We start from the raw sequence: 24,953 nt of genomic DNA on the forward strand, positions 1-24,953 counted from the left end.
CGGAACTTGCCGTTGCTGTTACCAGCAAATGCCTTCGGTGCGGCCGCTGACGCTGGTGGCTGCGGACATGAAGCCCACCAGGTCGACGACTTGCTTGCCGTGCGGTGCGTTATGCGCCAGGGCACGGAACTTCTCATCGCGGTTGCCCAGGATGATCACGTCGGAGTTGTTGATCACGTCATCGAAGTCCGAATTGAGCAGGGACGACACGTGCGGGATCTTGCCTTCGATGTAGTCTTTGTTTGCACCGTGGACACGGGCGTACTCGACGTTGCTGTCGTAGATGCTCAGGTCGTAACCCTTGCCGATCAGCATTTCGGCCAACTCGACCAGCGGGCTTTCGCGCAGGTCATCGGTGCCGGCCTTGAAGCTCAGGCCCAGCAAGGCGATGCGGCGTTTGTCGTGGCTGGAGACGATGTCGAAGGCGTTCTGCACTTGGGACTCGTTGCTGCGCATCAGCGAGTTGAGCAGCGGCGCTTCCACGTCCAGGGAACCTGCGCGGTAAGTCAGGGCGCGCACGTCTTTTGGCAGGCACGAGCCGCCGAACGCGAAGCCTGGGCGCATGTAGTACTGGGACAGGTTGAGGGTCTTGTCCTGGCAGACCACTTCCATCACTTCGCGACCGTCGACGCCGACAGCCTTGGCGATGTTGCCGATCTCGTTGGCGAAGGTGACCTTGGTGGCGTGCCACACGTTGCAGGTGTACTTGATCATTTCGGCGACGGCGATGTCCTTGCGGATGATCGGCGCGTCGAGTTCTTCGTACAGCGACTGCAGGACATCGCCGGAGGCTTTGTCGAATTCGCCGATGACGGTCATCGGTGGCAGGTCGTAGTCGGCGATGGCGGTGGATTCACGCAGGAATTCCGGGTTGACCGCGACACCGAAGTCGACGCCGGCTTTTTTGCCCGAGCAGTCTTCAAGGATCGGGATCACTACGTTGGCCACGGTGCCAGGCAGAACGGTGCTGCGCACGACCACGGTGTGGCGAGTGGCTTTGTCACGCAGGACCAGGCCGATTTCGCGGCACACCGCTTCGATGTAATCCAGTTCCAGGTCGCCGTTTTTCTTGCTTGGCGTGCCGACGCAAATCATCGACAAGTCGGTGTCGCGAATGGCTTCGGCGAAATTGGTCGTGCCGCGCAGCCGGCCGGTTTCGATACCCTGGCTCAACAGTTCGCCCAGACCCGGTTCAACGATTGGCGATTTGCCTGCATTGATCAGGTCAATCTTGTCCTTGGAGATGTCTACGCCGACCACTTCGTGGCCACGGGCAGACAGGCAACCGGCACATACTGCGCCAACGTAACCGAGACCAAATATGCTGATGCGCATCGCATTTACCTCTTCGTCATTCAAGACTGTGTTAATCGTGCCTATTAAGGCCGGAGTTCATGTTTGCAAGCGTCACTGATGCCGCGAAAGTTAGGCGAATAGACGCCGACTTACCGCGTACAGGCATGTTAAATAGTGAGTGACTAACTATTGCACTCAAGTTGTGCGCAACTTGGCCTTGTTATTGGGGCTTGCCCTCAAATGCAGCCAGCCTTCCTGGGAGAAGGGCTTGGCGCCAGTGCCACAGGACCTTGATAGAGGCGTTTAGCCTTTAACTATCAATGCCTTGGGTTTTATCACTGACCCATTAGGGTAAGCACAGCCTTGGCCTATAGTTCGTGGCAATTGATCCTTATCGCCGCTCTCAACTAATCGGTTGGTAATGTGACCACTGAGTCAAAGTTAATGTGACAACTTTGCTACTTCCGTTGGTCCGCCATGTAAGTCATCTCCTACAGGAACAGAGAATTTCGTTACCGGTGGTATGAGCAGTGCTTTAGGACGAAGTTCCAGGCCGCTCATCCTGTTTCCAGAAATTTCTTGAAATATTAGGAAAGATGGCACTGGTAGTATATTGATAGCACTTGCTATTTGGGCCAGTAGTTATAGGGAGTTGGCGCGAAGGGATAGTTTTGTGCCACCAGTGTTTTAAAAAATTGGTGCCACTACGAAAAAAAACGACAAATGTCGAGTGAAAGAATTTTTAGGGAGGTGTCTGAATATTTTTTGACGCCAAAATAATGACGATTTCAGCTGTGGAATGCAGGCAAAAATGTGGGAGGGGACTTGCCCCTCCCACATTTGATTTTTAGCGTCGGTGAGGACGGAGCAGGGCTTTATTCCGGTGCGTGATCGCGCAAAAACACCAGATTGTCCGGCTTCGACTGCTCGGCATTGAAGCGATAGCCCTGCACATCGAACTGCTTGAGCTTGGCCGGGTCGTTGATGCGTTCTTCGATCACGAAGCGGCTCATCATGCCCCGGGCCTTCTTGGCGTAGAAACTGATGATCTTGTACTGGCCGTTCTTGAGGTCCTTGAACTCGGTGTTGATGATCCGCGCGTTCAGGGCGGTGCGCTTGACCGCCGAGAAGTACTCGTTGGAGGCGAGGTTGAGCAGCACGTCATCACCTTGTGCGGCCAGTGCTTCATTGAGCCACTCGCTGATGCGGGTGCCCCAGAAGGCGTACAGGTCCTTGCCACGGGCGTTGGGCAGTTTGGTGCCCATCTCCAGGCGGTACGGCATCATCAGGTCCAGCGGGCGCAGCAGGCCGTACAGGCCGGAGAGCATGCGCAGGTGGTCCTGGGCGTAGGTGAAATCGGCGTCGCTGAAGGTGTCGGCATTCAGGCCGGTGTAGACGTCACCCTTGAACGCCAGCAACGCCTGCTTGGCATTGGCTTGGGTGAAGGCGGGCGTCCAACTGCCGAAGCGGGCAGCGTTGAGGCCGCCGATCTTGTCGGATACGTGCATCAATTCGCTGATTTGCGCCGGGCTCAGTTCGCGCAATTGTTCGATCAGCTCCTGGGAGTGGTCGAGGTACTGCGGCTGGGTGAAGCGCGGGGTTACCGGCTTTGACTCGAAATCGAGGGTCTTGGCGGGGGAAATCACCATCAGCATGAAGTCGTCTCCTGTAAACGTGGAGGGATTCTAGGGGGTTGGGCGTTTTGACTCCACCTATGATGGCGATAGGCGCGATCCGCTATGATGGCCGGTGACTCTGGAGAGGGAGACCCTGTGTGCGAATAGCGCTTTTGTTGTCGGCTTGCCTGCTTTGCCTGAATGCCCAGGCGGCACCGGTGGATGTAGCCAGCCTGGACCGTGGCACCTGGCCCGAGAAGCTCAGCAGCCCGGCGCTGTTCGATGTGGCTTCACGCGCCGAAATCCTGATGTTCGCTCACAGCCTACTGGCCAGCGAGCGCCAGGATGAAGCCGCGCTCAAGCAGCGCCTGGGCCTGAAGATCATCAACATGGCCGCCATCGACGACCTGCGCCGCCAACTCTGGCAGCGCCTGCTGGAGAACTACACGTTCGCCCAGCAGAGTTGCGAAGTCGACGCCTCGTTCTGCTATCTGGTAGAGAACATGGATGATCTGCTCGAGCAGGCCGGCAAGTTTGAGGTAAGCGAAGACTCCTTCTATATAGGCTGGGCCAACCCCAGCCATGTGTTCCATGAGCGCTACCTGGACGAGTTGTTGCGCAAGGCTGCGCTGTTCCCACAAATCAGCAGCGAGGTCGCACTGTTCGGCGACCATGAGCGCAATGGCAACGAATTCAATGACCGCCTGTTCCTGTTGACGTTCGACGGCGGCCCGGCCCCGGTCAGTGGCAATACCGACTGGCTCACCGATTACCTGCGCAAACAGAAGATGAATGCGACCTTCTTCGCCCTTGGCAGCAGCCTGCAAACCCGTGTGGAACGTAGTTCGGTCGCCGATGTAGAGGCGCTCTATCAAGGTCAGTGCGTTGGCACCCAGGGGTGGCAGTACCGTTCGCACAGTCATTGGGTGGACTGGCAGAGTTCCATCACCCGCAGCGCATCGCTGGCCCAAAACCTGATGCCGGAAAACTACGTGCCGCTGTTCCGTCCACCGTATGGCCAGCGTCGCGCGGACAGCCAGGGCTTCTTTCAAGCCCAGGGCTTGCAGGTGGCGTTGTGGGACATCGATTCCCAGGACGAACCGGGCAAGCTCAAGGCCGATGAGTCGGCGCAGCGGGTGCTGACGCTGATGTTGCTGTGGCGCAAAGGGGTCATCGTGTTTCACGACACCCAGGACAAGGCGCGGGTGGCTTTGCCGATCTTGTTGCAGGCAACGGCGCAGAGTGGTTTGGGGTGGCAGGACTGCCGGGAGGCTTTTCGCTGAAATGCCCGGCCCTGTTGGGGATGAGGCATTTGTGGGGTGATTTTGTGCGACATTTCGATGCAGGCGGACTTCCGACTTTAACGGGGACCATGGTGCTCGGCTAGTGCTATTCGTCATCCTGAAAAATAAACTTCAAAAAAACGTCAAAGTGCTTTTTTCTGTCATGGGTTTTGCGGTATTACGAAGTCAGATCGCCGAAACCTGCAGCACAGGTGGCGTCTTCCAAGACTCCTCATGTGGGCACTGCGCTTGACGTCACTCAGGTGCAGTCGGTGGTCGAATCGAGGCGCAGCACCGCCCAGGTATTGCGTCGACTGGCTCCCACAAAGGTGACCGAGTATGGATGATCATGGACGTAACCCTTCTTCCGACCAGCCAATCCTTTATGTGCTTGATACCAACGTATTGATCCACGATCCAAACGCACTGCTTAACTTCGAAGAACACCACGTCGCCATTCCGATGATCGTGCTTGAGGAGCTCGACAAACTCAAAAGCGGGCACCACAGCGTGGCTGCCGAGTGCCGCCAGGCCATCCGCCTGATCGACAAGACATTGGGCGAAGCCTCGCCGGAAGACGTCGAGGTCGGCGTCCCGATCCAGCGCGGTAAAAGCGGGCCCAAAGGCTTGCTGTCGATCCTGATGAGCAAGCGCAGCGAGCCCAACAGCCTGCTGCCGGAAAACCTGAACGACAACAAAATCATCAACCAATTGATCGACCTGCACGCACGCGACAAGGACCTGCGCCTGGTGCTGGTGACCAAAGACATCAATATGCGCCTCAAGGCACGAGCGTGTGGGATCGCTGCCGAGGACTACAGTACCGACCAACTGGTCGACGATGTGTCGATGCTGTCCCGCGGCTATCACACCGTGACCGGCTCGTTCTGGGACCTTGTCAGCAAGGTCGAAACCCGTCAGGACCATGGCCGCACCTGGCACCAGGTGCAACTGATCGACAACCTGCCGGCCGTGCATATCAATGAATTCATCATCGACGAACAAGGCTTCGTGGGTTGGATCAAAGAGATCCAGGTCGACAAGCTGTTGATCCTCGACCTGCATCAGGAACCCCTGTTGCACCAGGAAGCCTGGGGCCTGAAACCGCGTGATATCTACCAGAGCCTGGCGCTGTATGCGCTGCTCGACCCGGACATCCACCTGGTCAACCTGACCGGCGCCGCAGGCTCCGGGAAAACCATCCTCGCCCTGGCTGCCGCTATCGAGCAGACCATGGTGACCAAGCGCTATCGCCGCATCATCGCCACCCGCAGCGTGCAGGGCCTGGACCAGGAAATCGGTTTCCTGCCTGGCACCGAAGCGGAAAAAATGGAGCCGTGGCTGGGGGCGATCACCGACAACCTCGAAGCCTTGCACATGGATGACGAAAACACCCATGGCAGCGTCGACTACATCCTCAGCAAAGTGCCGTTGCAGTTCAAATCCCTCAACTACATCCGAGGTCGCAGCTTCCAGCAAAGCCTGATTTTGATCGATGAATGCCAGAACCTCACGCCGCACCAGATGAAAACCATCATCACCCGTGCCGGCGCCGGTTCCAAAGTGGTGTGCCTGGGCAACCTGGCACAGATCGACACCCCTTACCTGTCCGCGACCAGCTCCGGGCTGACTTACCTGACGGAACGCTTCAAAGACTTCCCCAACGGCGTGCACATCGCGCTGCAAGGGGTGCCTCGTTCGATTCTGGCCGAATACGCCGAATCTCACTTGTAGATACGGTCAGTGTGGGAGGGCACTTGCCCCTCCCACATTTTGATCGGCGATAGGTTTACAATCGGTGCTCCTGATCAGGAGTATCCCTGTGCTGACTCATCTCGATTCCCAAGGTCGCGCCCATATGGTCGACGTCACCGACAAGTCCGTGACGTTCCGTGAGGCGGTGGCCGAAGCGCGCGTGCGCATGTTGCCCGAGACCCTGAAAATGATTGTCGACGGCGCCCACCCCAAGGGCGACGTGTTTGCCGTGGCCCGCATTGCCGGGATCCAGGCCGCGAAAAAAACCAGTGACTTGATTCCCCTCTGCCACCCGCTGATGTTGACCGGCGTCAAGGTCGAACTGAGCGCCGACGGCGCAGACTCGGTGCATATCGTGGCGCGCTGCAAGCTCTCCGGCCAGACCGGCGTGGAAATGGAGGCGTTGACCGCTGCCAGCGTCGCCGCGCTGACCATCTACGACATGTGCAAGGCTGTAGACCGTGGCATGACCATCGAAAGTATTCGCCTGCTGGAAAAACTCGGCGGTAAAAGCGGGCACTTCAAGGCGGACCAGGCATGAGCATCAACGTATTGTTTTTTGCGCGTTACGCAGAGGCTGTGGGCCTTGATTCGCTAGAGATGGAGGGCGAGTTCGCCACCGTCGATGCTGTGCGCCTCGCGCTGGCCAGTGACCCGGAGTTTGCAGTGCTCAACGAGACCAGCCTGATGTGTGCGCGCAACGAAGAGTTGTGCGGCCTCGATGAGCCGGTGCAGGCGGGTGACGAAGTGGCGTTCTTCCCTCCCGTGACTGGAGGCTGACCATGGCCATTCGTGTGCAAGCCCAGGCGTTTGATCCGGGCGTCGAGGTGAATGCCATGCACGCGGCCAATGTCGGCGTGGGCGCGGTGGTGAGCTTTGTCGGCTATGTGCGCGACTTCAATGACGGCCGCGACGTGTCGGGGATGTTCCTGGAGCACTACCCCGGCATGACCGAAAAGGCGTTGGCCAAGATCGCCGTGGAGGCCGAGCAGCGTTGGCCGCTGCTCAAGTTGGAAGTGTTGCATCGCATCGGCGCGCTGGAGCCGGGTGAGCCGATTGTGTTCGTTGCCGCCGCCAGTGCCCATCGCCAGGCCGCGTTTGATGCCTGTGCGTTTGTGATGGACTACCTGAAGACCCGGGCGCCGTTCTGGAAGAAGGAAAACACACCTGAGGGCGCCCGCTGGGTAGAGGGGCGCAACAGCGATCACGCAGCGGCGGATCGCTGGAAATAACCAGCCGAACACCTATCTCAACATCAGCTGAAATCAAATGTGGGAGGGGGCTTGCCCCCGATAACTGTGGCACATTCAACACCTCTGTTGACTGATACACTGCTATCGGGGGCAAGCCCCCTCCCACATTTTTTATCGCATTTCAGCTTACGGACGCTTGCGTTCCACGGCGCGCAACAGGTGCGTCGGCGGCGTCTCACAGCTGATCTTGCGACCCAGCAGCGTCTCGATCGACGGCAACTGATACGAGTCATCCTCCCCAGCAAAGCTGATCGACACACCCGCTGCCCCGGCCCGCCCTGTACGGCCAATGCGGTGCACGTAGTCGTCCGGCACTTCCGGCAGGGTGAAGTTGATCACGTGGCTGATGCCGTCGATGTGAATGCCGCGACCCGCTACGTCGGTGGCCACCAGCACACGAATCTTGCCTTCGCGGAAACCTTCCAGGGTCTTGATGCGCTTGTGTTGCGGCACATCGCCGGACAGCTGCGCGGCGTTCACACCATCACGCACCAGGCGCTCCTCGATACGCCGCACTTCGTCCTTGCGGTTGGCGAACACCATCACGCGCTCCCAACCGTTGTCGTTGACCAGGTTGTAGAGCAGCTTGTACTTGTCGGCACCGGCCACGGCGTAGATATGTTGCTCGACGTTCTCGCTGGCGACGTTGAGCGCTTCGATCTCGACGATGGACGGGTCGGTGGTCCACTGCTTGGCGAGGTTCATCACGTCTTCGGTGAAGGTCGCGGAGAACAGCAGGGTCTGGCGCTCGGCCTTCGGTGGGGTCTGGCGAATGATCTGGCGCACTTGCGGGATAAAGCCCATGTCGAGCATGCGGTCGGCTTCGTCCAGCACCATCACTTCGACCATGTCCAAGTGCACGTCGCCGCGCTGGTTGAAGTCCAGCAGGCGGCCCGGCGTGGCCACCAGAATGTCGCAGTGACGGGCTTCAAGGTGCTTGAGCTGCTTGTCGAAGTCCATGCCGCCGACGAACGTCATGACGTTGAGGCCTGTGTACTTGGTGAGGTCGGCGGCGTCCTTGGCGATCTGCACCACCAGCTCGCGGGTCGGGGCGATGATCAGTGCGCGCGGCTCACCCATGTAGCGTTCTTTCGGCGGTGGCGTCTGCAGCAGCTGGGTGATGATCGAGATCAGGAAGGCGGCGGTCTTGCCGGTACCGGTCTGGGCGCGACCGATGGCGTCTTTGCCGGCGAGGGTAAACCCGAGCACCTGCGCCTGGATCGGCGTGCAGTACGGGAAACCCAGGTCCTGGATGGCGTGCATCAGTTCCGGGGCCAGTTTGAAATCGTGGAAGCGGGTCTTGCCTTCCAGGGGCTCGACGACGAAGTCTTCGAGTTTCCATGGGATCACGGGCGGTTTTGGTGCACGTTCACGGCGCGGCTTGGACGCGACTGGCGCGGGAGCGGCCTCAACCGGCTCTGCCTGTTCAGGCGACTTCACGGTCGGCTTCTTCGGCGGGGTGACAGGTGCGGTCCGACCTGGCTGCTGACCGTCATTGCGGCTGCCGGGCGTGGGGGTTGGAGCACTGGAATCAGGCGCGAGCGGCTCAGCCTCGCTTTTGCCGAACATCTTCTTAAGTGCTTTGAGCACGGTGATCTCATTAATTGGTTAAGGAATGTACGCCGGCCAGTGTAATGCAAGAATCGGGCGCGGCGTAGTGCGTCTGTCATACGGCTACATAAACGCCGGGTTTCAGCCCAGGCGCGCGGTCAGCCAGGCGCCGATATCGTGTATCTCCTGGGGTAACACTTCGTGGCCCATTGGGTATTCCTGCCATGTCACGGTGACACCACGGCTTTTCAGGTGCTCATACGCCGTGCGACCCATGGCGTTCTGTACCACTTCATCGTACTGGCCGTGCAGACACAGCGTTGGAATGCGCTGCTGGCTGGCAGATAATTCCAGCTCATTATAGAAGGTGGGAGCGTAGGTGGAGAGGGCAATGACGCCACCCAAGGGGCCTTCCCAATTAAGAAACGCCGTGTGGAATACCACCGCACCGCCTTGGGAAAAACCTGCGAGGAAAATCCGCGAAGCGTCTATTCCGGTTCTCTTCTGTGCCTCGATCAAATCCGTGACCATTTTGGCCGACACTTCCAGCTCTTCCAGGCTGATCGACCGCGCCGGGCTCATGGCCTTGATGTCGTACCAACTGGGCATCTCGTAGCCGCCATTGATTGTCACCGGGCGGGTCGGTGCCTGGGGCAAAACGAAGCGGGTGGTCAGCAAGCTTTCCTGCAACGCTTCGGCCACCGGCAGGAAGTCGTAGCGATCGGCACCCAGGCCATGCAACCAGATTACGCAGGCGTCTGCGGGCTTGGCGGGCTGAAGAATCAAGGGTTCGGTCATGTCTGCTCCATTAATGTGCGTACGCTCCGATTGGGTGCGTCGGAACGGTGCGCGATGGGTTGATCTGTTAAGAAGATGTCGCACGGTTGAATCTTTTTCTATTGACCGTGGGCTGAATCGACTCAGCCGGCACTCTGGTACGGGCCTTGCTATGTGTTGAACGATGTCAGCGCTATCTCAGGACGGTAACACTATCAGTGACTGCCGCTTGTGGGATAGCAACTGGATTGATCGCAACAACCTCATGCCGCTTGACCCCAAAAAAAGCCAACACGGGTCGATATCGCCTCATAAGGGTGCGCTGAGGTTCGAGCTCCGACACAACAAGAGCAACTGGAGGTTTGAATGAAGGTATTGAAATCCACCCTGGCCATCGTTTCCGCGGCGGCTGTACTGGGTGTCAGTGGTTTCGCCCAAGCTGGCGCCACGCTGGACGCCGTGCAGAAGAAAGGCTTTGTGCAATGTGGCGTGAGTGACGGTCTGCCGGGTTTCTCGGTACCGGATGCCAGCGGCAAGATCCTGGGGATCGACGCTGATGTTTGCCGCGCTGTGGCGGCTGCCGTTTTCGGCGACGCGACCAAGGTCAAATTCAGCCAGTTGAACGCCAAGGAGCGTTTCACCGCGCTTCAATCCGGCGAAGTCGACATTCTGTCCCGTAACACCACCATGACCAGCTCCCGCGATGCCGGCATGGGCCTGAAATTCCCAGGCTTCATCACTTACTACGACGGCATTGGCTTTCTGGTAAACAACAAGCTGGGCGTGAAAAGTGCCAAGGAACTGGACGGTGCAACCATCTGCATCCAGGCCGGTACCACCACTGAGCTGAACGTTTCCGACTACTTCCGTGGCAACAACCTGAAGTACACCCCGATCACCTTCGACACCTCCGATGAAAGCGCCAAGTCGCTGGAATCCGGTCGTTGCGACGTACTGACTTCCGACAAGTCCCAATTGTTCGCCCAGCGCAGCAAGCTGGCCGCGCCGAAAGACTACGTGGTTCTGCCGGAAACCATTTCCAAGGAACCTCTGGGCCCGGTCGTGCGTAACGGTGACGACGAGTGGCTGGCCATCGTGCGCTGGGTTGGCTACGCCATGCTCAACGCTGAAGAGGCCGGTATCACCTCGAAAAACGTTGAGGCTGAAGCCAAATCCACCAAGAACCCGGACGTTGCACGTCTGCTCGGTGCTGACGGTGAATACGGCAAAGACCTGAAAGTGAAGAAAGATTGGGTCGTACAGATCGTCAAGCAAGTCGGTAACTACGGTGAAGTGTTCGAGCGCAACCTGGGCAAGAGCACCCCGCTGGAAATCGACCGTGGCCTGAACGCGCTGTGGAACAACGGCGGCATTCAATACGCACCACCTGTGCGCTGATCGCTGATGGTTCTGTCACCCGGTGGGCCAACCGCCGGGTGATGTTCTGTTCCATTATTTCCGGGGCACTTCATGCAAAATCAAATCGGCGCACCAAAGCAGAAGCTCAGCTTCAGCGATCCCAAAGTGCGTGCGTGGCTCTTCCAGATCATCACGATTGTGGCGGTGGTCTCGCTGGGCTGGTACCTCTTCAATAACACCCAGACCAACCTGCAACACCGAGGCATTACCTCGGGTTTCGACTTCCTTGAGCGCAGTGCCGGCTTCGGTATCGCGCAGCACCTGATCGACTACACCGAATCGGACAGTTATGCCCGGGTGTTTGTGATCGGTTTGCTCAACACCTTGCTGGTGACCTTTATCGGCGTGATCCTGGCGACACTGCTCGGGTTCGTGATCGGCGTGGCGCGGCTGTCGCCGAACTGGATGATCAACAAACTGGCGACGGTGTATGTGGAGGTCTTCCGCAACATTCCGCCGCTGCTGCAAATCCTGTTCTGGTACTTCGCGGTGTTCCTGACCATGCCGGGGCCGCGTAACAGCCACAACTTCGGCGATACCTTCTTTGTCAGCAGCCGTGGCCTGAACATGCCGGCAGCGCTTGCCGCTGACGGTTTCTGGCCGTTTGTGGCCAGCATCGCCGTCGCCATCGTGGCAATCGTGCTGATGGCGCGTTGGGCCAACAAACGCTTCGAAGCAACCGGCGTACCCTTCCACAAATTCTGGGCGGGCCTGGCGCTGTTCATCCTGATCCCGGCGCTGTGCGCCTTGATCTTCGGTGCACCGCTGCACTGGGAAATGCCCAAGCTGCAAGGTTTCAACTTTGTCGGCGGCTGGGTACTCATCCCGGAACTGCTGGCACTGACCCTGGCACTGACCGTCTACACGGCAGCATTTATTGCCGAGATCGTGCGGTCGGGCATCAAGTCCGTCAGCCACGGCCAGACCGAAGCCGCGCGCTCCCTGGGCCTGCGCCCTGGGCCGACGCTGCGCAAGGTCATCATCCCGCAGGCCCTGCGGGTGATCATTCCGCCGCTGACCAGCCAATACCTGAACCTGGCGAAGAACTCCTCGCTGGCGGCCGGTATCGGTTACCCGGAGATGGTTTCGCTGTTTGCCGGCACGGTACTCAACCAGACCGGACAGGCCATCGAAGTCATTGCCATCACCATGAGCGTGTACCTGGCGATCAGCATCAGCATTTCCCTGCTGATGAACTGGTACAACAAGCGCATTGCGCTGATCGAGCGGTGAGGAAGCGCCCATGAGTACGCATACTTTCAAACCTGATATGCCGCCGCCGAACAAAGTGTTCGGGCCGATGGCATGGATGCGCGCCAACCTGTTCTCCAGCTGGCTCAACACGCTGCTGACATTACTGGCGTTCTACCTGATCTACCTGGTGGTGCCGCCGATCCTGAGCTGGGCGATCATCGACGCCAACTGGGTCGGCACCACACGCGCCGATTGCACGAAGGAGGGCGCCTGCTGGGTGTTTATCCAACAGCGCTTCGGGCAGTTCATGTACGGCTACTACCCCGGCGACCTGCGCTGGCGCGTAGACCTGACCGTGTGGCTGGCCATCGTCGGCGTGGCGCCGTTGTTCGTCTCGCGCTTTCAACGCAAGGCGATCTACGGGCTGAGCTTCTTGGTGCTGTACCCGATCATCGCCTTCTTCCTGCTGCACGGTGGGATCTTCGGTCTGGCCAACGTGGCGACCAGCCAATGGGGCGGCCTGATGCTGACCCTGGTGATCGCCACCGTCGGCATCGCCGGCGCCTTGCCACTGGGCATTATGCTGGCGTTGGGGCGGCGCTCGAACATGCCGGCGATTCGTGTGGTCTGCGTGACCTTCATCGAATTCTGGCGCGGCGTGCCGTTGATCACCGTGTTGTTCATGTCGTCGGTGATGCTGCCGCTGTTCCTGCCGGAAGGCATGGGCATCGACAAGCTGCTGCGCGCACTGATTGGCGTGATCCTGTTCCAGTCGGCCTACGTGGCCGAGGTGGTACGCGGGGGCTTGCAGGCGATTCCCAAAGGGCAGTACGAAGCGGCCGCAGCAATGGGCTTGGGTTACTGGCGCAGCATGGGCCTGGTGATTCTGCCGCAGGCCCTGAAGATGGTCATTCCCGGCATCGTCAACACGTTTATCGCGCTGTTCAAGGACACGAGCCTGGTGATCATCATCGGCCTGTTCGACCTGCTCAACAGCGTCAAGCAAGCCGCCGCCGACCCGAAATGGTTGGGCATGGCCACTGAAGGCTACGTGTTCGCCGCCTTGGTGTTCTGGATTTTCTGTTTTGGTATGTCGCGCTATTCCATTCATTTGGAACACAAGCTCGACACAGGCCACAAGCGTTAGGAGTTGTTGTTATGAGCGAAGCGATCAAACAGCCTGTGAGCCCTGAAGGCATTATCCAGATGCAGGGCGTCAACAAGTGGTACGGCCAGTTCCACGTGTTGAAAGACATCAATCTCAACGTCAAGCAGGGCGAGCGTATCGTGCTGTGTGGCCCGTCGGGTTCGGGCAAATCCACCACCATCCGCTGCCTCAACCGTCTGGAGGAGCACCAGCAGGGCCGCATCGTGGTCGATGGCGTGGAACTGACCAACGACCTCAAGCAGATCGAAGCGATCCGCCGTGAAGTCGGCATGGTGTTCCAGCACTTCAACCTGTTCCCACACCTGACCATCCTGCAGAACTGCACGCTGGCGCCGATGTGGGTGCGCAAGATGCCCAAGCGCAAGGCCGAAGAAATTGCCATGCATTACTTGGAGCGCGTGCGCATCCCGGAGCAGGCCCACAAGTTTCCGGGGCAACTGTCCGGTGGCCAGCAGCAGCGTGTGGCGATTGCCCGTGCCTTGTGCATGAAGCCGAAAATCATGCTGTTCGACGAGCCGACCTCGGCACTCGACCCGGAAATGGTCAAAGAGGTATTGGACACCATGATCGGCCTGGCCGAAGACGGCATGACCATGTTGTGCGTGACCCACGAAATGGGCTTTGCCCGCACCGTGGCCAACCGCGTGATCTTTATGGACAAGGGCGAGATCGTGGAACAGGCGGCACCGAATGACTTCTTCGACAACCCGCAGAATGACCGGACCAAGTTGTTCTTGAGCCAGATTTTGCATTGATCGATGCTTGAAACGATAAACCCGGCCTAGTGCCTAATGCCAGTCAGTTAAGGGTGAGCACCGTACCTGTGGCGAGGGCGCTTGCTCCCGCTGGACTGCGCAGCAGTCCCATTTTTGGGGCCGCTTCGCGACCCAGCGGGAGCAAGCGCCCTCGCCACGGGTTACTTTTCGCTCTTGCTGCTTCTTAACTGACTGGAATTAGACCTGGTGCCGGGTTTATTTTTTGGGGCTAGGACACCTTGAGTGCTTCTGCTTCGTCGTTCACGGTGTAGGTGAAGGCGCCACGCAGATCAGCGCCTTCTGCCAGGATTTTCGCATCCGCAAGCAAATGTGGGTGACGATCTAAAAGCCGCATCAGCAGCACCAAAGGTTTAGGGGCAAGCAACTCGCCACGTTCGTAGCGAGAGAATGCGTTGTGGCCGCCACCGGACAGTAATTCCACGGCTTCCTTTTGGGTAAGGTGCAGTTTGCGACGGGTACGTTTCATTTCGGTGCCGATCATTTTTCGGGCGGCGAGTGTCAGTGCATCTTTTGCCTCACCGAATCGGTCTGCGCTGTCGTTGTCCGGGTCCCAGAAGCCGTCGCCGCAGACTGTGCATTCCCAGCCTGAAAGATTGTCGACCCGGCGCTCCATGTTTTTGATCCTGATGGTCTCGCTGCGCCCCTCGTAGTACGACAACCCATTGGGGGCGCCGCAGATGTAGCAGTCTTTCGTCTTCATAGGTTCTTCTCCTTAAAGGAGATCACCGGGGGGTCACCCACGGGGGAGTAAGTGACCTTGATGTAAATCTCCCTGCCTCTTGAGTGCGTGTGATACACGTCTTGCCAAACTCGGTGGTCTCTATAGGTAGTCATCGACTTGTACAACATCCAGTTTTGCAACTCATAGATGACCTCCTGCATATCCTCGATGTGAAAGCCAAGCGCGTCGCCGCATGCTTCTGCCGAGCGGGTAAACGCTTTCCTGCCAAGCCGCCTCACATCCGCCTTTATCACCGCCAAATCGTAATGAGGTGTGTACTTTTCCATAAGACACCTGAGTCCATAATTACCCTCAAAGGGTAATTTTACCAATCGAAAATACTGCTCCTTTACCCACCCAAGAACCCTAGTGCGTTGCCTTTGTAGGCAACTCCGAATAGGCTGTAGGAAAATTCATCCTATGATTGGACGAAAGCGCTGAACCCATGACAGACATCGCCCCGCTGATCAAACGCTCCCTGGTCGACCAGGCCCTTGAGCAGTTACGCCTGCGCATCACTGAAGGCCGATGGGCCATCGGTGAACGCCTGCCCACCGAGCCGGAGCTGTCCGCTGAGTTGGGTATCAGCCGCAACACCGTGCGCGAGGCCATGCGCGTGTTGGCGTTTTCCGGCTTGATCGAGATCCGCCAGGGCGACGGCAGTTATTTGCGTTCCATGACCGACCCGCTGGGCGCCATGCGCGCGTTATCCCACTGCACCCTGGAGCAAGCGCAGGAGACGCGGCAGATTCTCGAAGTAGAGGCCGTCGGGCTTGCGGCGTTGCGCCGTACCGAGGATGACCTCAACGCGTTGCGCGAGGCGCTCGAGACCAGCGGCGAGCTTTATCACGGTGATCTGGAGGCCTACATCAGTGCTGACCTGGTGTTTCACAAACATCTGGTAGACGCGGCGCACAACCCCGCGTTGAGCGAGCTGTACCAGTATTTCTCCCGCATCGTCGCTGCCCAGTTGCGCCAGACCCTGAACATTTCACCGCGCCGCCAGGCCGTGTTCGACCTGCACATCGCCCTGCTCGACGCCGTGGAAAACCAAGACCCCGAACGCGCCAAATCCCTCTGCCGGCAGTTGATCAATGAACCTTGAAGCCAAGCGCACACCTGAACTCGACGAACTCTTGATCGACGCCGAAGCGGACGATGAGGTTGTCCAGCACAGCCAGCCGTTGGTGCGCCGCCCATGGTTGTTGTTGCTCGGCCTGATCCTGGTGGCGCTGAACCTGCGCCCGGCGCTGTCGAGCCTGGCGCCGCTGTTGGCTGACGTCTCACAGAGCCTGGGGTTGTCAGCGGCCAAAGCCGGCTTGCTGACGACCTTGCCGGTGCTGTGCCTGGGCCTGTTCGCGCCGCTGGCGCCGATCCTGGCCCGGCGCTTTGGCGCTGAGCGCGTGGTGCTGGGGATCTTGTTGACGTTGGCTGCCGGGATCATCCTGCGCAGTTCGGTCGGTGAAGTCGGGCTGTTTGCCGGCAGCCTGCTCGCCGGTGCAAGCATCGGCGTCATCGGCGTGTTGCTGCCGGGTATCGTCAAGCGCGATTTCCCCAAGAAGGCGGGCGCCATGATGGGCGTCTACACCATGGCGTTGTGCCTGGGCGCTGCGTTGGCCGCCGGTGCCACGGTGCCGCTGAGCAAGGCCTTCGGCGACAGCTGGAACATCGGCCTTGGCTTTTGGGCGCTGCCGGCCCTGGTGGCGATGCTGTTCTGGTTGCCGCAAGTCGGGCAAAAGCACGGTGCCCATCACGTCGCTTACCGCGTGAAGGGGTTGCTGCGTGACCCGCTGGCCTGGCAGGTGACCCTGTACATGGGCCTGCAATCATCCCTGTCCTACATCGTGTTTGGCTGGTTGCCGTCGATCCTGATCGGCCGCGGCTTGAATGCCACTGAAGCCGGGTTGGCGCTATCGGGCTCCATCATCGTGCAATTGTTCAGCTCCCTGGCCGCACCGTGGCTGGCCACCCGAGGCAAGGACCAGCGCCTGGCAATTGTGGTGGTCATGCTGCTGACCCTCGGCGGGCTGTTCGGGTGCCTGTATGCACCCCTCGACGGCTTGTGGGGCTGGGCGATTTTGCTCGGCCTGGGCCAGGGCGGCACCTTCAGCCTGGCGCTGACCTTGATCGTGCTGCGCTCACGCGACGCCCATGTGGCCGCCAACCTGTCGAGCATGGCCCAGGGCTTTGGCTACACACTGGCGTCCCTTGGGCCGTTTGCAGTCGGGCTGGTCCATGACTGGACCGGCGGCTGGAACGCAGTGGGCTGGATCTTTGCGGTGCTCGGCCTGGGGGCGATTATTGCGGGGCTGGGAGCGGGGCGAGCGCGGTACGTCGCCGTCAGCAGCGAAAGCGTTTGAAGCCTGGCGTGGAAGAGGTGCATCACAGGTACACCACTTCCAGCGTCGCCGAACCATCCAGGGGTGTCTCCTCGCTGAGGTCAAGATTTTGCCGGGCGTTGAGGGTGGCTTCCAGTTTGACCGTGGTGCTCAGATTCTGCATCGATGAAGGCCCGGCCGTGCTGCCCTCCAGGTCGGTAAATCCCAGGTAGCTCCTGGAACCGATATCGATGGGATTGCTGTTGGAGGTGCGCCAGGCCAAGCCGCCGGTGGTGGACTCGGTCCCGTAGATCACCGGCAAACCATCGGCGGCGGTCTGTTTGGGGTCGAAGCTCAATGAATACACCCCCAGCTTGTTGCCGCTTCTATCCAGCCCCAGCCCATAGAAAATCTCGCTGTTTACGTGGGCAGTGCCGTCGCGGTTGTCACGCATGCGCAACGCATAGCGTGTCGCGTTGTTGCAACCGACGGTCAGGCTCAGGTACCGCAGCGGCAGGCGTGTGCCTTTCGTCAGGTTGAGGTCATTACGTGAGATCTTGCCGAAGTCCACCAGCCCACCGCCGACAAACACCGGCGTGCAGGCCGTGGGCGTGATCAAGCCACTCACGCTCAGGTCGATGATGGAGGCGGCCTGTGCGGTGAGGCTGGTGCAGAGCACGGCCAGGGCGCTCAGGGGGATCAGAATCGCGTTCACTATGATGCTCCTACACAATGAGATGATTTCGGCGGTGTCACCCGCCTTACAGGTACTTCATGGACAGGGTCACGGAACCGTCGATGGGCACTTCATTTTCCAGGGACAGCGTGTTTGTCGGAGCGATGGTCGGCGCGATATTCAGCTCTGCATTGAGCACCTGTACCGGCGTTGGGACCAAGGTGCCGATAGCGGCGAATGACGTGAGGAAGTCGGGCGACAGGAGGGCGCTCGGAGCCCAGGTAACGGGATCAGTCTGGCCGATCGGCCGCAGGGCGATGCCATCGGCAACCAGCGCTTGGAGGCGCAATACCATGTAACCGAGTTTCTGCTGGTCGTTGATCAGCCCCAGGCCGAATTTAAACGGTTTATCACTATCGTAGTTGGAGCCCAGGCGATTATCCCGAGGCTCCAGGGCCAGCAGGGTCAATGCCTCACAGGTGATCGCCATTTGTAGGCTGTAGGTGGGTAACGGTGTGGTCTGGTCGGCATTCAGGTCCCGCGCGGCGATTTTTCCCAAGTCATGCATGCCGCCATTGGACAGGCTGGGTTCACAGGCGCTGGGGGTGATCAGACCGTAGACACTCAAGTCCGTGGTGGACGCAGCCTGGGCCGGCAGGAGACTGCCCAGCCATGCCAATGCGATCAAAGGGGTCAACACTGTTCTGTTCATCGGTGAGTCTCTAGAGATAGATGATTTCCAAGGTGGCCGAACCGTCGAGCACTACATCGGTGCTCAGGTCCAGGGTGTTGGTCGGGGCGATGACCGCCTCCACGGTCACCCGACTTGACAGGTGTTGAATGGCGACCGGGCCCGCCTGGCTGCCGCCGATCGGGCTGAAACCCAGGTAACTGTTGGCACCCACCGGCAAGGGGCTGGCGTTGCTGAGGCTCCAGGCCACCCCGGCGGTGGTGGAGTCGGTGCGATACAGGCGCGGGAAACTGTCGGCTGAGGCGTCGGTGGGGTCGAAGACCAATGAGTACAGGCCGATGCGGTTGGCGCTCTGGTCCAGGCCCAGGCCGTAGTAAATCTCGCTGTTGACCGTGGCGCTGCCGTCGCGATTGTCTTGCATGCGCAAGGCGAACCGCGTCGGGGCATCGCAACCCAGGTTCAGCATCAGTGACTTGGACGGCAGGCGCGTCGATTGCCCGCTGTTCAAGTCGTTGCGTGAAATCCGGCCAAAGTCCACCACCCCCCCGCCTGACAGGCTCAGTTCACAGGCGGTCGGGGCGAAGGTGGCGCGCAGTTGCAATTCGCGGCTGGCGGCCCCGGCCGAGGCTTCGAACACCCCGGAGGCTTCCCAGACGAGCGCGTCGCGGACCCGCAGTGCCGGTTCCTCGGCCCAGGCACTGATGTCCAGTTGCACGGAGAAGGTCTTACCCTGCACCGGCGCACCTGCGCGCACCGGCACCACACCCACGGTGGGGCGCCAAGCCAACTGTGCGGCGATTTCGCCGGGCGGCTGGCCCTGACCGGCGATCACGCCCAGCTCCACCGCTTGCCCGTCCAACACGCCGTTGCGCAGTCGCAAGGCATATTCGCCGTGCTCGGCAAAACGAAAGCGTTCCGCCCCGTTGCTCACGGCGTTGTAGAACAGGCTCATGTCCGTGACGTGATCGCAGGCGAGGGTCAGGCTCAGGTGTTGCTCCCCCACCGGGTATTGCGTTGCCGGGGTGCTTTGCACGCTTCGATTGAACTGGCCGAAATCCACGGACGACTGGCTCAGGCTCAACCGGCATTCATCGCCCAACGCCGGGGTGCCGAGGGCTACCCCGGCCAGCCCTACAAGCCCGGCCAGCGGGCGACACAAACGGGAAATCACAGGCATTGCTCCTCAAGGGGTACGGCACTGGGCCGCAGCGGTTTCGTAGTACGACTGGGTGTCAGGCTTGGCCTGCAATTGGTAGTGCACTTCGCACGGTGGCTGCCCTGGCGCCTTGACCCACAGTGACGGCTGCTCCAGCGCGTTGGTCAGGAATACCTGGCCACCGTCCTGGACCAGGGTGATGAACTCACCGTTGGCACTGCTGACGGAGGCGCCCCTGGGCAGTGGTTTGCCGTCCACGGTGGTGACGGAGAGCAGGGCGCGGCGTGTCAGGCTGACGCCGAAGTCGACGCGGTCGACGGCACCGCGTCCGGCCGAGATCTGTGCCAGACCGTTGTTGATATCGGCATTGCGCGGCAGGGTGCGGGTTTCAACTTCCACGGCGGTGCGGCTATAGGCCGATACCTGCGGCACGACGGCCTGGCCTTGCCAGTCGGTCCACACCGGGCCGCTGGGCGTATTGACCTTGATCCCGGAAATGTCCGCCACCGACAGCACGGCAAACGTGTCGCGCACCGGGTACGGTGACAATGTCACACCGTCGCCATGCATCACCACCGCACCGCGGGCGCTGCCTTGATAGCTGTCGCGCTCGGCGTCATCGCGGCTGTAGTTCAGGTCCAACTGGGTATAGCGCGGCAGCGCCGAAACCCCGAGGCTCGATTGCACTTGCCGGTCACGGGAGTCGCGCTCGACGCCGGCGCGGTAGCTCAGTTGATCATTGAGCTGCTCGTTGAGCCCGACACCGATGCGGTGTTCGCCACCGGAGTTGCGCAGCCAGGTGCGGGCGCGACGGTTTTCGCCCAGGGGAATACTCAGGTTCAGGTAGAGGCTGTCGTCGCGACCCTGGCTGCCGCTGACTTGCCATTCAGCGCTGGCCGACACCGAGACATTGCCGACCCGCGTGCCCCAGGTGGCCAGCGCACGGCTGCTGTTGCGTCCATCGAACAAGGTCGAGCGCGAGTAGCCGGTGCTGAAGGCGCCCATCCAGGGGTGGGACCAGGCCACGCCGGCGCTTTGCTGGTCGCGATAACGCTGATTGCGCTCGTCGGCGTAGCGCTCGGCGATGCTTTCTTGTAACTCGCGATAGCCCTCGGTGCGCTGGGATGTGCCGAGGTAGAACGACCAGCGATCGTTCAGCTGTTGCGACAGCAATAGATCGGTTTGTACGCCTCGTCGTTGTGTGTGGCGGCGCGCGTCGGTAGCGGTCAATGAGGCCTGCACGTCGGCGTTGGTCCACAGTTGGGTACCCAGGCTGATGCCAGCGGCCTGATAGCTGTCGGCGAGTACGCTGCCACCGGCCAGGTTCACGCCCGGCAGCACGCCGCCGCTCCAGCCGGCGCTGACCACCCAGGGCTCGGCGCTTTGGTCGTGGCTGATATCGCGCACTCGGCCCGCCGCTACGGAATACCCGGGCGCGGGCAGGCCCACGCCGAGCATGGCCGCCGGCACAGTGAAACGGCGCTCGCTGCCGTCTATCTCCTTGACGGTGACTTCGACGTCCGAACGGCTGTCCAGGCGCCTGACATCACTGAGGGAAAACGGCCCGGCCGGCACCACCGTGGAGTGGATCAGCGCACCGTTCTGCCGCACCTCCACCTGGGCCTGGCTGTAGGCGATGCCGTCAATGGTCGAGCCCTGGTTTTCTTCTTGCAGGGCCTGCTCGGTGAGTACCTGCACGCCAGTGATCTGCGCGCCCGCCAGCACCGGGTTGTGGAGGTTGATCTGGCCGGCTTGCAGGACCAGTTGCTGCTGGGCAAAGGTGCGCTGGGCGTAGGCCTCCAGGTGGGTGGTGCGCGAGTCGTCGTCCTGCCAGGTTTGTACTTGGCGGCTGCGCACGATCCAGTCACCGGCGTTGAAGCCGACTTCGGTATTGGCCGAGCCGTAGCGACTGGTTTGATCGCCGTAGTGACTGTACAGCCCGGTCAGGTCGTAGTTGATCAAGCCGGCGAAGCCACCGGTTTCATAGCCTGAAAAATCCCGCACCACCGGGCGCAAGGCATCGGTGGGTACGATCAGCGAGAGGCCGAGGTTGGCGGTGTCCTGTTCAACCTGGGTGGTGGGCCAGCGCGTCATGAAATCATGGCAGCGCAGGGTTTCGTCGCTGTCGGGCACTGTGCCGAGCAGGTTGGCTTTATCCAGCAGCGACTGGTCGAAGCACAGTTCGCCGTCGGCGGTGAAGTGGGCGTTTACCCGTCCTTTCGGGCGGCCGTTGACACTTAACGTGACGGGATGACTGCCGCCGCCGAAACGCGGGGCCTGGACCAACAGCATGGCCAGTTCCGGGTCGATACCTCGTTGTTGCAGTGTGGTGGCGTCGAAGGTAGCTGCCGCTGGCTGGGCCACGGCCTCTGCCAGCCACAGGACGCCGGCCAGCGGGATGACGGACCGGGTTGCCGGGTGGATCAGGCCACGGCGCAGGGCGCGCGGCCGAATGACGGGCAAGGCTTCGCCGTCATGGCAAATCATGACTGTGTTCACAGAACTCACTCGGGTGTGGGCGCTGGTGGCCCAGGTTAGTGCTTGAGGAGGCTAAGGCCGGGCAGGTGTCAGGGGTGCGTCATAGGCGCTGACCGCGAAGCCGTACACGGTGGCGGGTTGAAACCGCACGGTGGTGGCGCCGGTGGCGTTTGCCTGAATCGGGATGTTTTCCCCAGGCAGCACATAGGCTCGCGGCAGCAGTGCCCTGTTGTCGCCGGGCAACAGTTGCAGCTCCTGAGCCAGGCGCACGACATAGGGTGTGTCGTTGTGCACCCACAGTTGCTCACCTTGCAGCGACCATTTCAGGTCGGTCCAGGGTGTGCGGTTGGTGGCCAGGCCTTTGGGGTGCAGGATCACCGGCAAATTCTGGCGCACTGTGACACCTACACGTGCATGCCCGGCCTTGGCGGGTTTACGGTTGGCAGGTATGCCTTCAAACACCACCCGTTTCAGGCGTTGGGTGGTCAACGGTTGTTTGGTTTGCAGGATAAACCGCACCAGTTGACTCTTGCCAGGCTCCACCCTGGTCAAGGGCGGGGTCACGAACAGCAAGGGTTCAATGTCCTGGGGAATGTCCTCGAGGGTGACGTGCAGCAGGGCCAGGTCGGGGTCGGTGTTGGTGACGGCCACCGAGGCTTCACCGGCCTCCTCGTGCACGATCACCACCGAGGTGTCCGGCACCATGCCGTCAGCGGCAGCCGGCAGCGTCTGGAAACAGGCCAGCAGCGTGCAACCTGCGGCGCTTAAGCGACGCAGAGTAGTGAATAAAAGGGTCATGCAGACGTTCTCCAAATGGTCAGTAGCACGGATTACAGGTAGCGCAACTCCAGGGTGATCAAGCCGTCCAGGGGCACTTCTTCCTTCAAGGTCAGGTTGTTGGCCGGACTGATCGAGGTGTCCACTCGCAGATTGACCACCAGGTTCCTGAGGGGCACGGGTATCAGGCTGCCCGGTACGGCGAAAGCCATGAATCTGTTCGGGTAGGCGTTGGGCTCCACGTGCCAGGTGGCGCCTTGGTCGGATGAGGTCAAGGTTTGCATCGGTTGTGCGTCGGCTACAGGGCCGCGCAGCGACAGGGCCACCGAGCCCAGCCGCTCGGTGGGTGCCTGGTGGTTCATGCCCAGCCCGTAGAAAAAATCAGGTGCCAGGGACGAGTCGGCTTGATTGTCGACGCCCACGAGGGCGAACAGCACCGCTGCGTTGCAACTCACGCCCAGCGCCATGGGGAAACTCGGCAACACGGTGAACTCATCGAGGTTGAGTCGGCGTGCCGGAATCTTGCCGTGGTCCACCATGCCATCGTCCGACAGTGACACCAGGCAAGCGTTGGGGGTAATCAGGCCTTCAACCTGCAGATCGACGCCCGAGGCGGCAAAGGTCAACGGCACACCCACGAGCAAAAACGCGAGTACCAGGGAGCGGAGAAGCATATTCATGACGATCAGTTACCTGGCGTGATTCGGGCTGGGCGGTCGAGGGGTTACAGGTAGCGCACGGTCAGTGTTGCGGAGCCGTCGATCGGGATTTCCGTGCCGCCGGGCAGGGCGTCACTGCGATTGATGATGGTGTAGACGGTCAGCATCGCGGACAGGTTTTGCACCGGAATGGGGGCGGCAAAGGTGGTCAGGCTGGGAGCGATCATGTAATTGGCAACCCATGCATCGTTGATGTCTTGCCAGAACCAACGGTCGCCATCCAGGGAGTAGACGAAGTCAGCGGGGACGGTATCGGCTACGGCCTTGGCGATGGTCAGGTTGAAGTAACCCAGTTTCTGGTTGCCGTTGACCAGGCCAATGCCGTAGCCGCCGTGGATGCCTGAGTCGGCACGGTTGTCAGTGGTTTGCAGAGCCATCAGGGTTTGGGCGTCGCATGCCACGGCCAGGTCGATGGTTTGTGCTTTCAGGTTGGTCGGGGTGGTCGGGTTGAGGTCTTTGAACGAGATCTTGCCGTGGTCGATGGTGCCGGCGTTGGACAATGTGGGCGTGCAGGCCGAGGGCACGATCAGCCCCTTGACGGTCAAGTCGACGGTAGACGCGGCAGCCGCCCATGGGCTGGCGATAGCCAGCAGAACAGTAGCGAGGACGCGGGGGGACAGGTTCATTTCAGTGGGTCTCCAGGGATACAGGGGGTAGGGTGAAACGCTTGCGGGCTCGGGCTCAGAGGTAGTGCACGGCGATGGTGGCGCTGCCGTCGATGATCATCTCTTGAGCCACGGGCAGGTTCTGGGTGGGGTGGATATAGGTGCGGATCGACAGGTCCATGCTCAGGTTTTGGACCGGGACCGGAATGCGTGGGCCAGCCACGTCGCCGACCGACAGGAAGAAGTCCCACATATCGCTGTCGTCGGCGCTTTGCCAGGTTGTGCCGCTGTCCCAGGACATCAGCATTCTGGGCGTCTCACCATCGGCGAGGACGTTGTCGTAGACCAGCGAATAGGCGCCCAGCTTTTTACCGTCGACCAGGCCGATGCCATAGTTGTAGGGACCGATTCCGGACGCCTTGCGATTGTCGGTAGGCATCAGCGCAAGCAGGGTTTTTGCTTCGCAATCCACTGACAGCTGCACGGAGACGGGCGGCAGGTAAGTGATGGCGGTGGGTTTGAGGTCGCCCACCGAAATCTTGCCGTGGTCGACAAGGCCTGCGCTCGACAAGGAGGGGGTGCAGGCCGACGGCACGATCAGCCCCTTGACCGTCAGGTCGGTGGTGGAGGCGGCGAGTGCCGGTGCGGCGAAGCCGATCATCAGGCAAGAGCTGAGCAGGCGCGATAGTGGTTTCATGGTGAGCAGGGTCCAGGGTAGGGAGAA

Annotated in this window: 25 protein-coding genes; 11 read left to right on the forward strand and 14 right to left on the reverse strand. The window is 60.4% G+C overall.

From position 1 onward, the window contains the following. Positions 1 to 18: 18 nt before the first annotated feature. Positions 19 to 1,335, reverse strand: a complete 1,317-nt coding sequence (locus tag ACI512_RS08920) for a nucleotide sugar dehydrogenase (protein ID WP_012722336.1) — start codon at positions 1,333 to 1,335, stop codon at positions 19 to 21. 836 nt (positions 1,336 to 2,171) lie between these two features. Then, positions 2,172 to 2,951: a peroxide stress protein YaaA gene (gene yaaA, locus ACI512_RS08925; protein WP_064054808.1), complete on the reverse strand. Its 780-nt coding sequence runs from the start codon at positions 2,949 to 2,951 to the stop codon at positions 2,172 to 2,174. A 119-nt stretch (positions 2,952 to 3,070) separates the two neighbouring features. Here yaaA and ACI512_RS08930 point away from each other — a divergent pair, with 119 nt between their 5' ends. The 5 genes from ACI512_RS08930 to moaE all read left to right on the forward strand — a co-directional run bounded on the left by ACI512_RS08930 (position 3,071) and on the right by moaE (position 7,182). After that, positions 3,071 to 4,195 carry a polysaccharide deacetylase family protein gene (locus ACI512_RS08930; RefSeq protein ID WP_046034356.1) on the forward strand — a complete coding sequence of 375 codons (1,125 nt, stop codon included), beginning with the start codon at positions 3,071 to 3,073 and terminating at the stop codon, positions 4,193 to 4,195. Positions 4,196 to 4,534: 339 nt separating this feature from the next. Then, positions 4,535 to 5,929 (forward strand): PhoH family protein, encoded by a 1,395-nt coding sequence (locus ACI512_RS08935; RefSeq protein WP_012722339.1) that lies wholly within the window; start codon positions 4,535 to 4,537, stop codon positions 5,927 to 5,929. 88 nt (positions 5,930 to 6,017) lie between these two features. Next, positions 6,018 to 6,491 (forward strand): cyclic pyranopterin monophosphate synthase MoaC, encoded by a 474-nt coding sequence (gene moaC, locus ACI512_RS08940; RefSeq protein WP_012722340.1) that lies wholly within the window; start codon positions 6,018 to 6,020, stop codon positions 6,489 to 6,491. Then, entirely contained in the window at positions 6,488 to 6,730 is a 243-nt protein-coding gene (moaD, locus tag ACI512_RS08945; protein WP_012722341.1) for a molybdopterin converting factor subunit 1, read from the forward strand. Before moaC ends, moaD begins: the two co-directional genes overlap by 4 nt. 2 nt (positions 6,731 to 6,732) lie before the next feature. Continuing rightward, positions 6,733 to 7,182 carry a molybdopterin synthase catalytic subunit MoaE gene (gene moaE, locus ACI512_RS08950; RefSeq protein ID WP_064054810.1) on the forward strand — a complete coding sequence of 150 codons (450 nt, stop codon included), beginning with the start codon at positions 6,733 to 6,735 and terminating at the stop codon, positions 7,180 to 7,182. 147 nt (positions 7,183 to 7,329) lie between these two features. On the opposite strand, the gene rhlB is transcribed toward moaE, so the two are convergent. Then, a complete protein-coding gene (gene rhlB, locus ACI512_RS08955) occupies positions 7,330 to 8,799 on the reverse strand; it encodes an ATP-dependent RNA helicase RhlB (RefSeq protein ID WP_405121887.1) in 1,470 nt (489 codons plus the stop codon). A gap of 96 nt (positions 8,800 to 8,895) precedes the next feature. Beyond that, positions 8,896 to 9,552, reverse strand: a complete 657-nt coding sequence (locus tag ACI512_RS08960) for an alpha/beta hydrolase (protein WP_236380426.1) — start codon at positions 9,550 to 9,552, stop codon at positions 8,896 to 8,898. Positions 9,553 to 9,897: 345 nt separating this feature from the next. Between ACI512_RS08960 and ACI512_RS08965 the strand changes: the two genes are divergently transcribed. The 4 genes from ACI512_RS08965 (at position 9,898) to ACI512_RS08980 (ending at position 14,067) form a co-directional block, all read left to right on the forward strand. After that, positions 9,898 to 10,929, forward strand: coding sequence for an amino acid ABC transporter substrate-binding protein (locus tag ACI512_RS08965; protein WP_010212954.1), 1,032 nt, complete (start codon positions 9,898 to 9,900; stop codon positions 10,927 to 10,929). A 72-nt stretch (positions 10,930 to 11,001) separates the two neighbouring features. Beyond that, the gene (locus tag ACI512_RS08970) at positions 11,002 to 12,183 is read left to right on the forward strand and encodes an amino acid ABC transporter permease (protein ID WP_236380424.1); all 1,182 of its coding nucleotides are present in this window, start codon (positions 11,002 to 11,004) and stop codon (positions 12,181 to 12,183) included. 10 nt (positions 12,184 to 12,193) lie between these two features. Continuing rightward, complete coding sequence (locus tag ACI512_RS08975) at positions 12,194 to 13,291, forward strand: amino acid ABC transporter permease (protein ID WP_012722346.1); 1,098 nt, start codon at positions 12,194 to 12,196, stop codon at positions 13,289 to 13,291. An 11-nt stretch (positions 13,292 to 13,302) separates the two neighbouring features. Then, positions 13,303 to 14,067: an amino acid ABC transporter ATP-binding protein gene (locus ACI512_RS08980; protein WP_003171943.1), complete on the forward strand. Its 765-nt coding sequence runs from the start codon at positions 13,303 to 13,305 to the stop codon at positions 14,065 to 14,067. 229 nt (positions 14,068 to 14,296) lie between these two features. Here ACI512_RS08980 and ACI512_RS08985 read toward each other — a convergent pair whose 3' ends face one another. Next, positions 14,297 to 14,788, reverse strand: coding sequence for a type II toxin-antitoxin system MqsA family antitoxin (locus tag ACI512_RS08985; RefSeq protein WP_064054814.1), 492 nt, complete (start codon positions 14,786 to 14,788; stop codon positions 14,297 to 14,299). After that, positions 14,785 to 15,096, reverse strand: coding sequence for a type II toxin-antitoxin system MqsR family toxin (locus ACI512_RS08990; RefSeq protein WP_236380422.1), 312 nt, complete (start codon positions 15,094 to 15,096; stop codon positions 14,785 to 14,787). The genes ACI512_RS08985 and ACI512_RS08990 overlap by 4 nt, the downstream gene beginning before the upstream one ends. A gap of 158 nt (positions 15,097 to 15,254) precedes the next feature. Between ACI512_RS08990 and ACI512_RS08995 the strand changes: the two genes are divergently transcribed. Both ACI512_RS08995 and ACI512_RS09000 read left to right on the forward strand, forming a co-directional pair. Next, positions 15,255 to 15,914: a FadR/GntR family transcriptional regulator gene (locus ACI512_RS08995; protein ID WP_012722349.1), complete on the forward strand. Its 660-nt coding sequence runs from the start codon at positions 15,255 to 15,257 to the stop codon at positions 15,912 to 15,914. Continuing rightward, complete coding sequence (locus tag ACI512_RS09000) at positions 15,904 to 17,169, forward strand: CynX/NimT family MFS transporter (protein ID WP_236380421.1); 1,266 nt, start codon at positions 15,904 to 15,906, stop codon at positions 17,167 to 17,169. Before ACI512_RS08995 ends, ACI512_RS09000 begins: the two co-directional genes overlap by 11 nt. Positions 17,170 to 17,191: 22 nt before the next feature. Here ACI512_RS09000 and ACI512_RS09005 read toward each other — a convergent pair whose 3' ends face one another. From ACI512_RS09005 to ACI512_RS09040, 8 genes are read right to left on the reverse strand one after another with little or no spacing between them, the layout of a single operon-like run. Continuing rightward, positions 17,192 to 17,842 carry a DUF1120 domain-containing protein gene (locus ACI512_RS09005; protein WP_405121740.1) on the reverse strand — a complete coding sequence of 217 codons (651 nt, stop codon included), beginning with the start codon at positions 17,840 to 17,842 and terminating at the stop codon, positions 17,192 to 17,194. Positions 17,843 to 17,888: 46 nt separating this feature from the next. Beyond that, complete coding sequence (locus tag ACI512_RS09010) at positions 17,889 to 18,515, reverse strand: DUF1120 domain-containing protein (protein WP_236380420.1); 627 nt, start codon at positions 18,513 to 18,515, stop codon at positions 17,889 to 17,891. Positions 18,516 to 18,525: 10 nt separating this feature from the next. Continuing rightward, on the reverse strand, positions 18,526 to 19,671 hold the full coding sequence (locus ACI512_RS09015) for a DUF1120 domain-containing protein (RefSeq protein WP_236380419.1): 1,146 nt from the start codon (positions 19,669 to 19,671) through the stop codon (positions 18,526 to 18,528). A gap of 6 nt (positions 19,672 to 19,677) precedes the next feature. Further along, positions 19,678 to 22,149, reverse strand: coding sequence for a fimbria/pilus outer membrane usher protein (locus tag ACI512_RS09020; RefSeq protein WP_405121741.1), 2,472 nt, complete (start codon positions 22,147 to 22,149; stop codon positions 19,678 to 19,680). A 51-nt stretch (positions 22,150 to 22,200) separates the two neighbouring features. Continuing rightward, positions 22,201 to 22,926, reverse strand: coding sequence for a fimbria/pilus chaperone family protein (locus tag ACI512_RS09025; RefSeq protein WP_231808598.1), 726 nt, complete (start codon positions 22,924 to 22,926; stop codon positions 22,201 to 22,203). Positions 22,927 to 22,958: 32 nt separating this feature from the next. Next, the gene (locus tag ACI512_RS09030) at positions 22,959 to 23,585 is read right to left on the reverse strand and encodes a DUF1120 domain-containing protein (RefSeq protein ID WP_012722355.1); all 627 of its coding nucleotides are present in this window, start codon (positions 23,583 to 23,585) and stop codon (positions 22,959 to 22,961) included. A gap of 44 nt (positions 23,586 to 23,629) precedes the next feature. Beyond that, positions 23,630 to 24,250, reverse strand: coding sequence for a DUF1120 domain-containing protein (locus ACI512_RS09035; protein WP_236380418.1), 621 nt, complete (start codon positions 24,248 to 24,250; stop codon positions 23,630 to 23,632). Between the two features lie 55 nt (positions 24,251 to 24,305). Next, positions 24,306 to 24,926, reverse strand: a complete 621-nt coding sequence (locus ACI512_RS09040) for a DUF1120 domain-containing protein (protein WP_093542112.1) — start codon at positions 24,924 to 24,926, stop codon at positions 24,306 to 24,308. Positions 24,927 to 24,953: the final 27 nt, after the last annotated feature.

Origin of the sequence: Pseudomonas petroselini (assembly GCF_045037875.1) — a bacterium.
Taxonomy (GTDB): Bacteria; Pseudomonadota; Gammaproteobacteria; order Pseudomonadales; family Pseudomonadaceae; genus Aquipseudomonas; species Aquipseudomonas petroselini.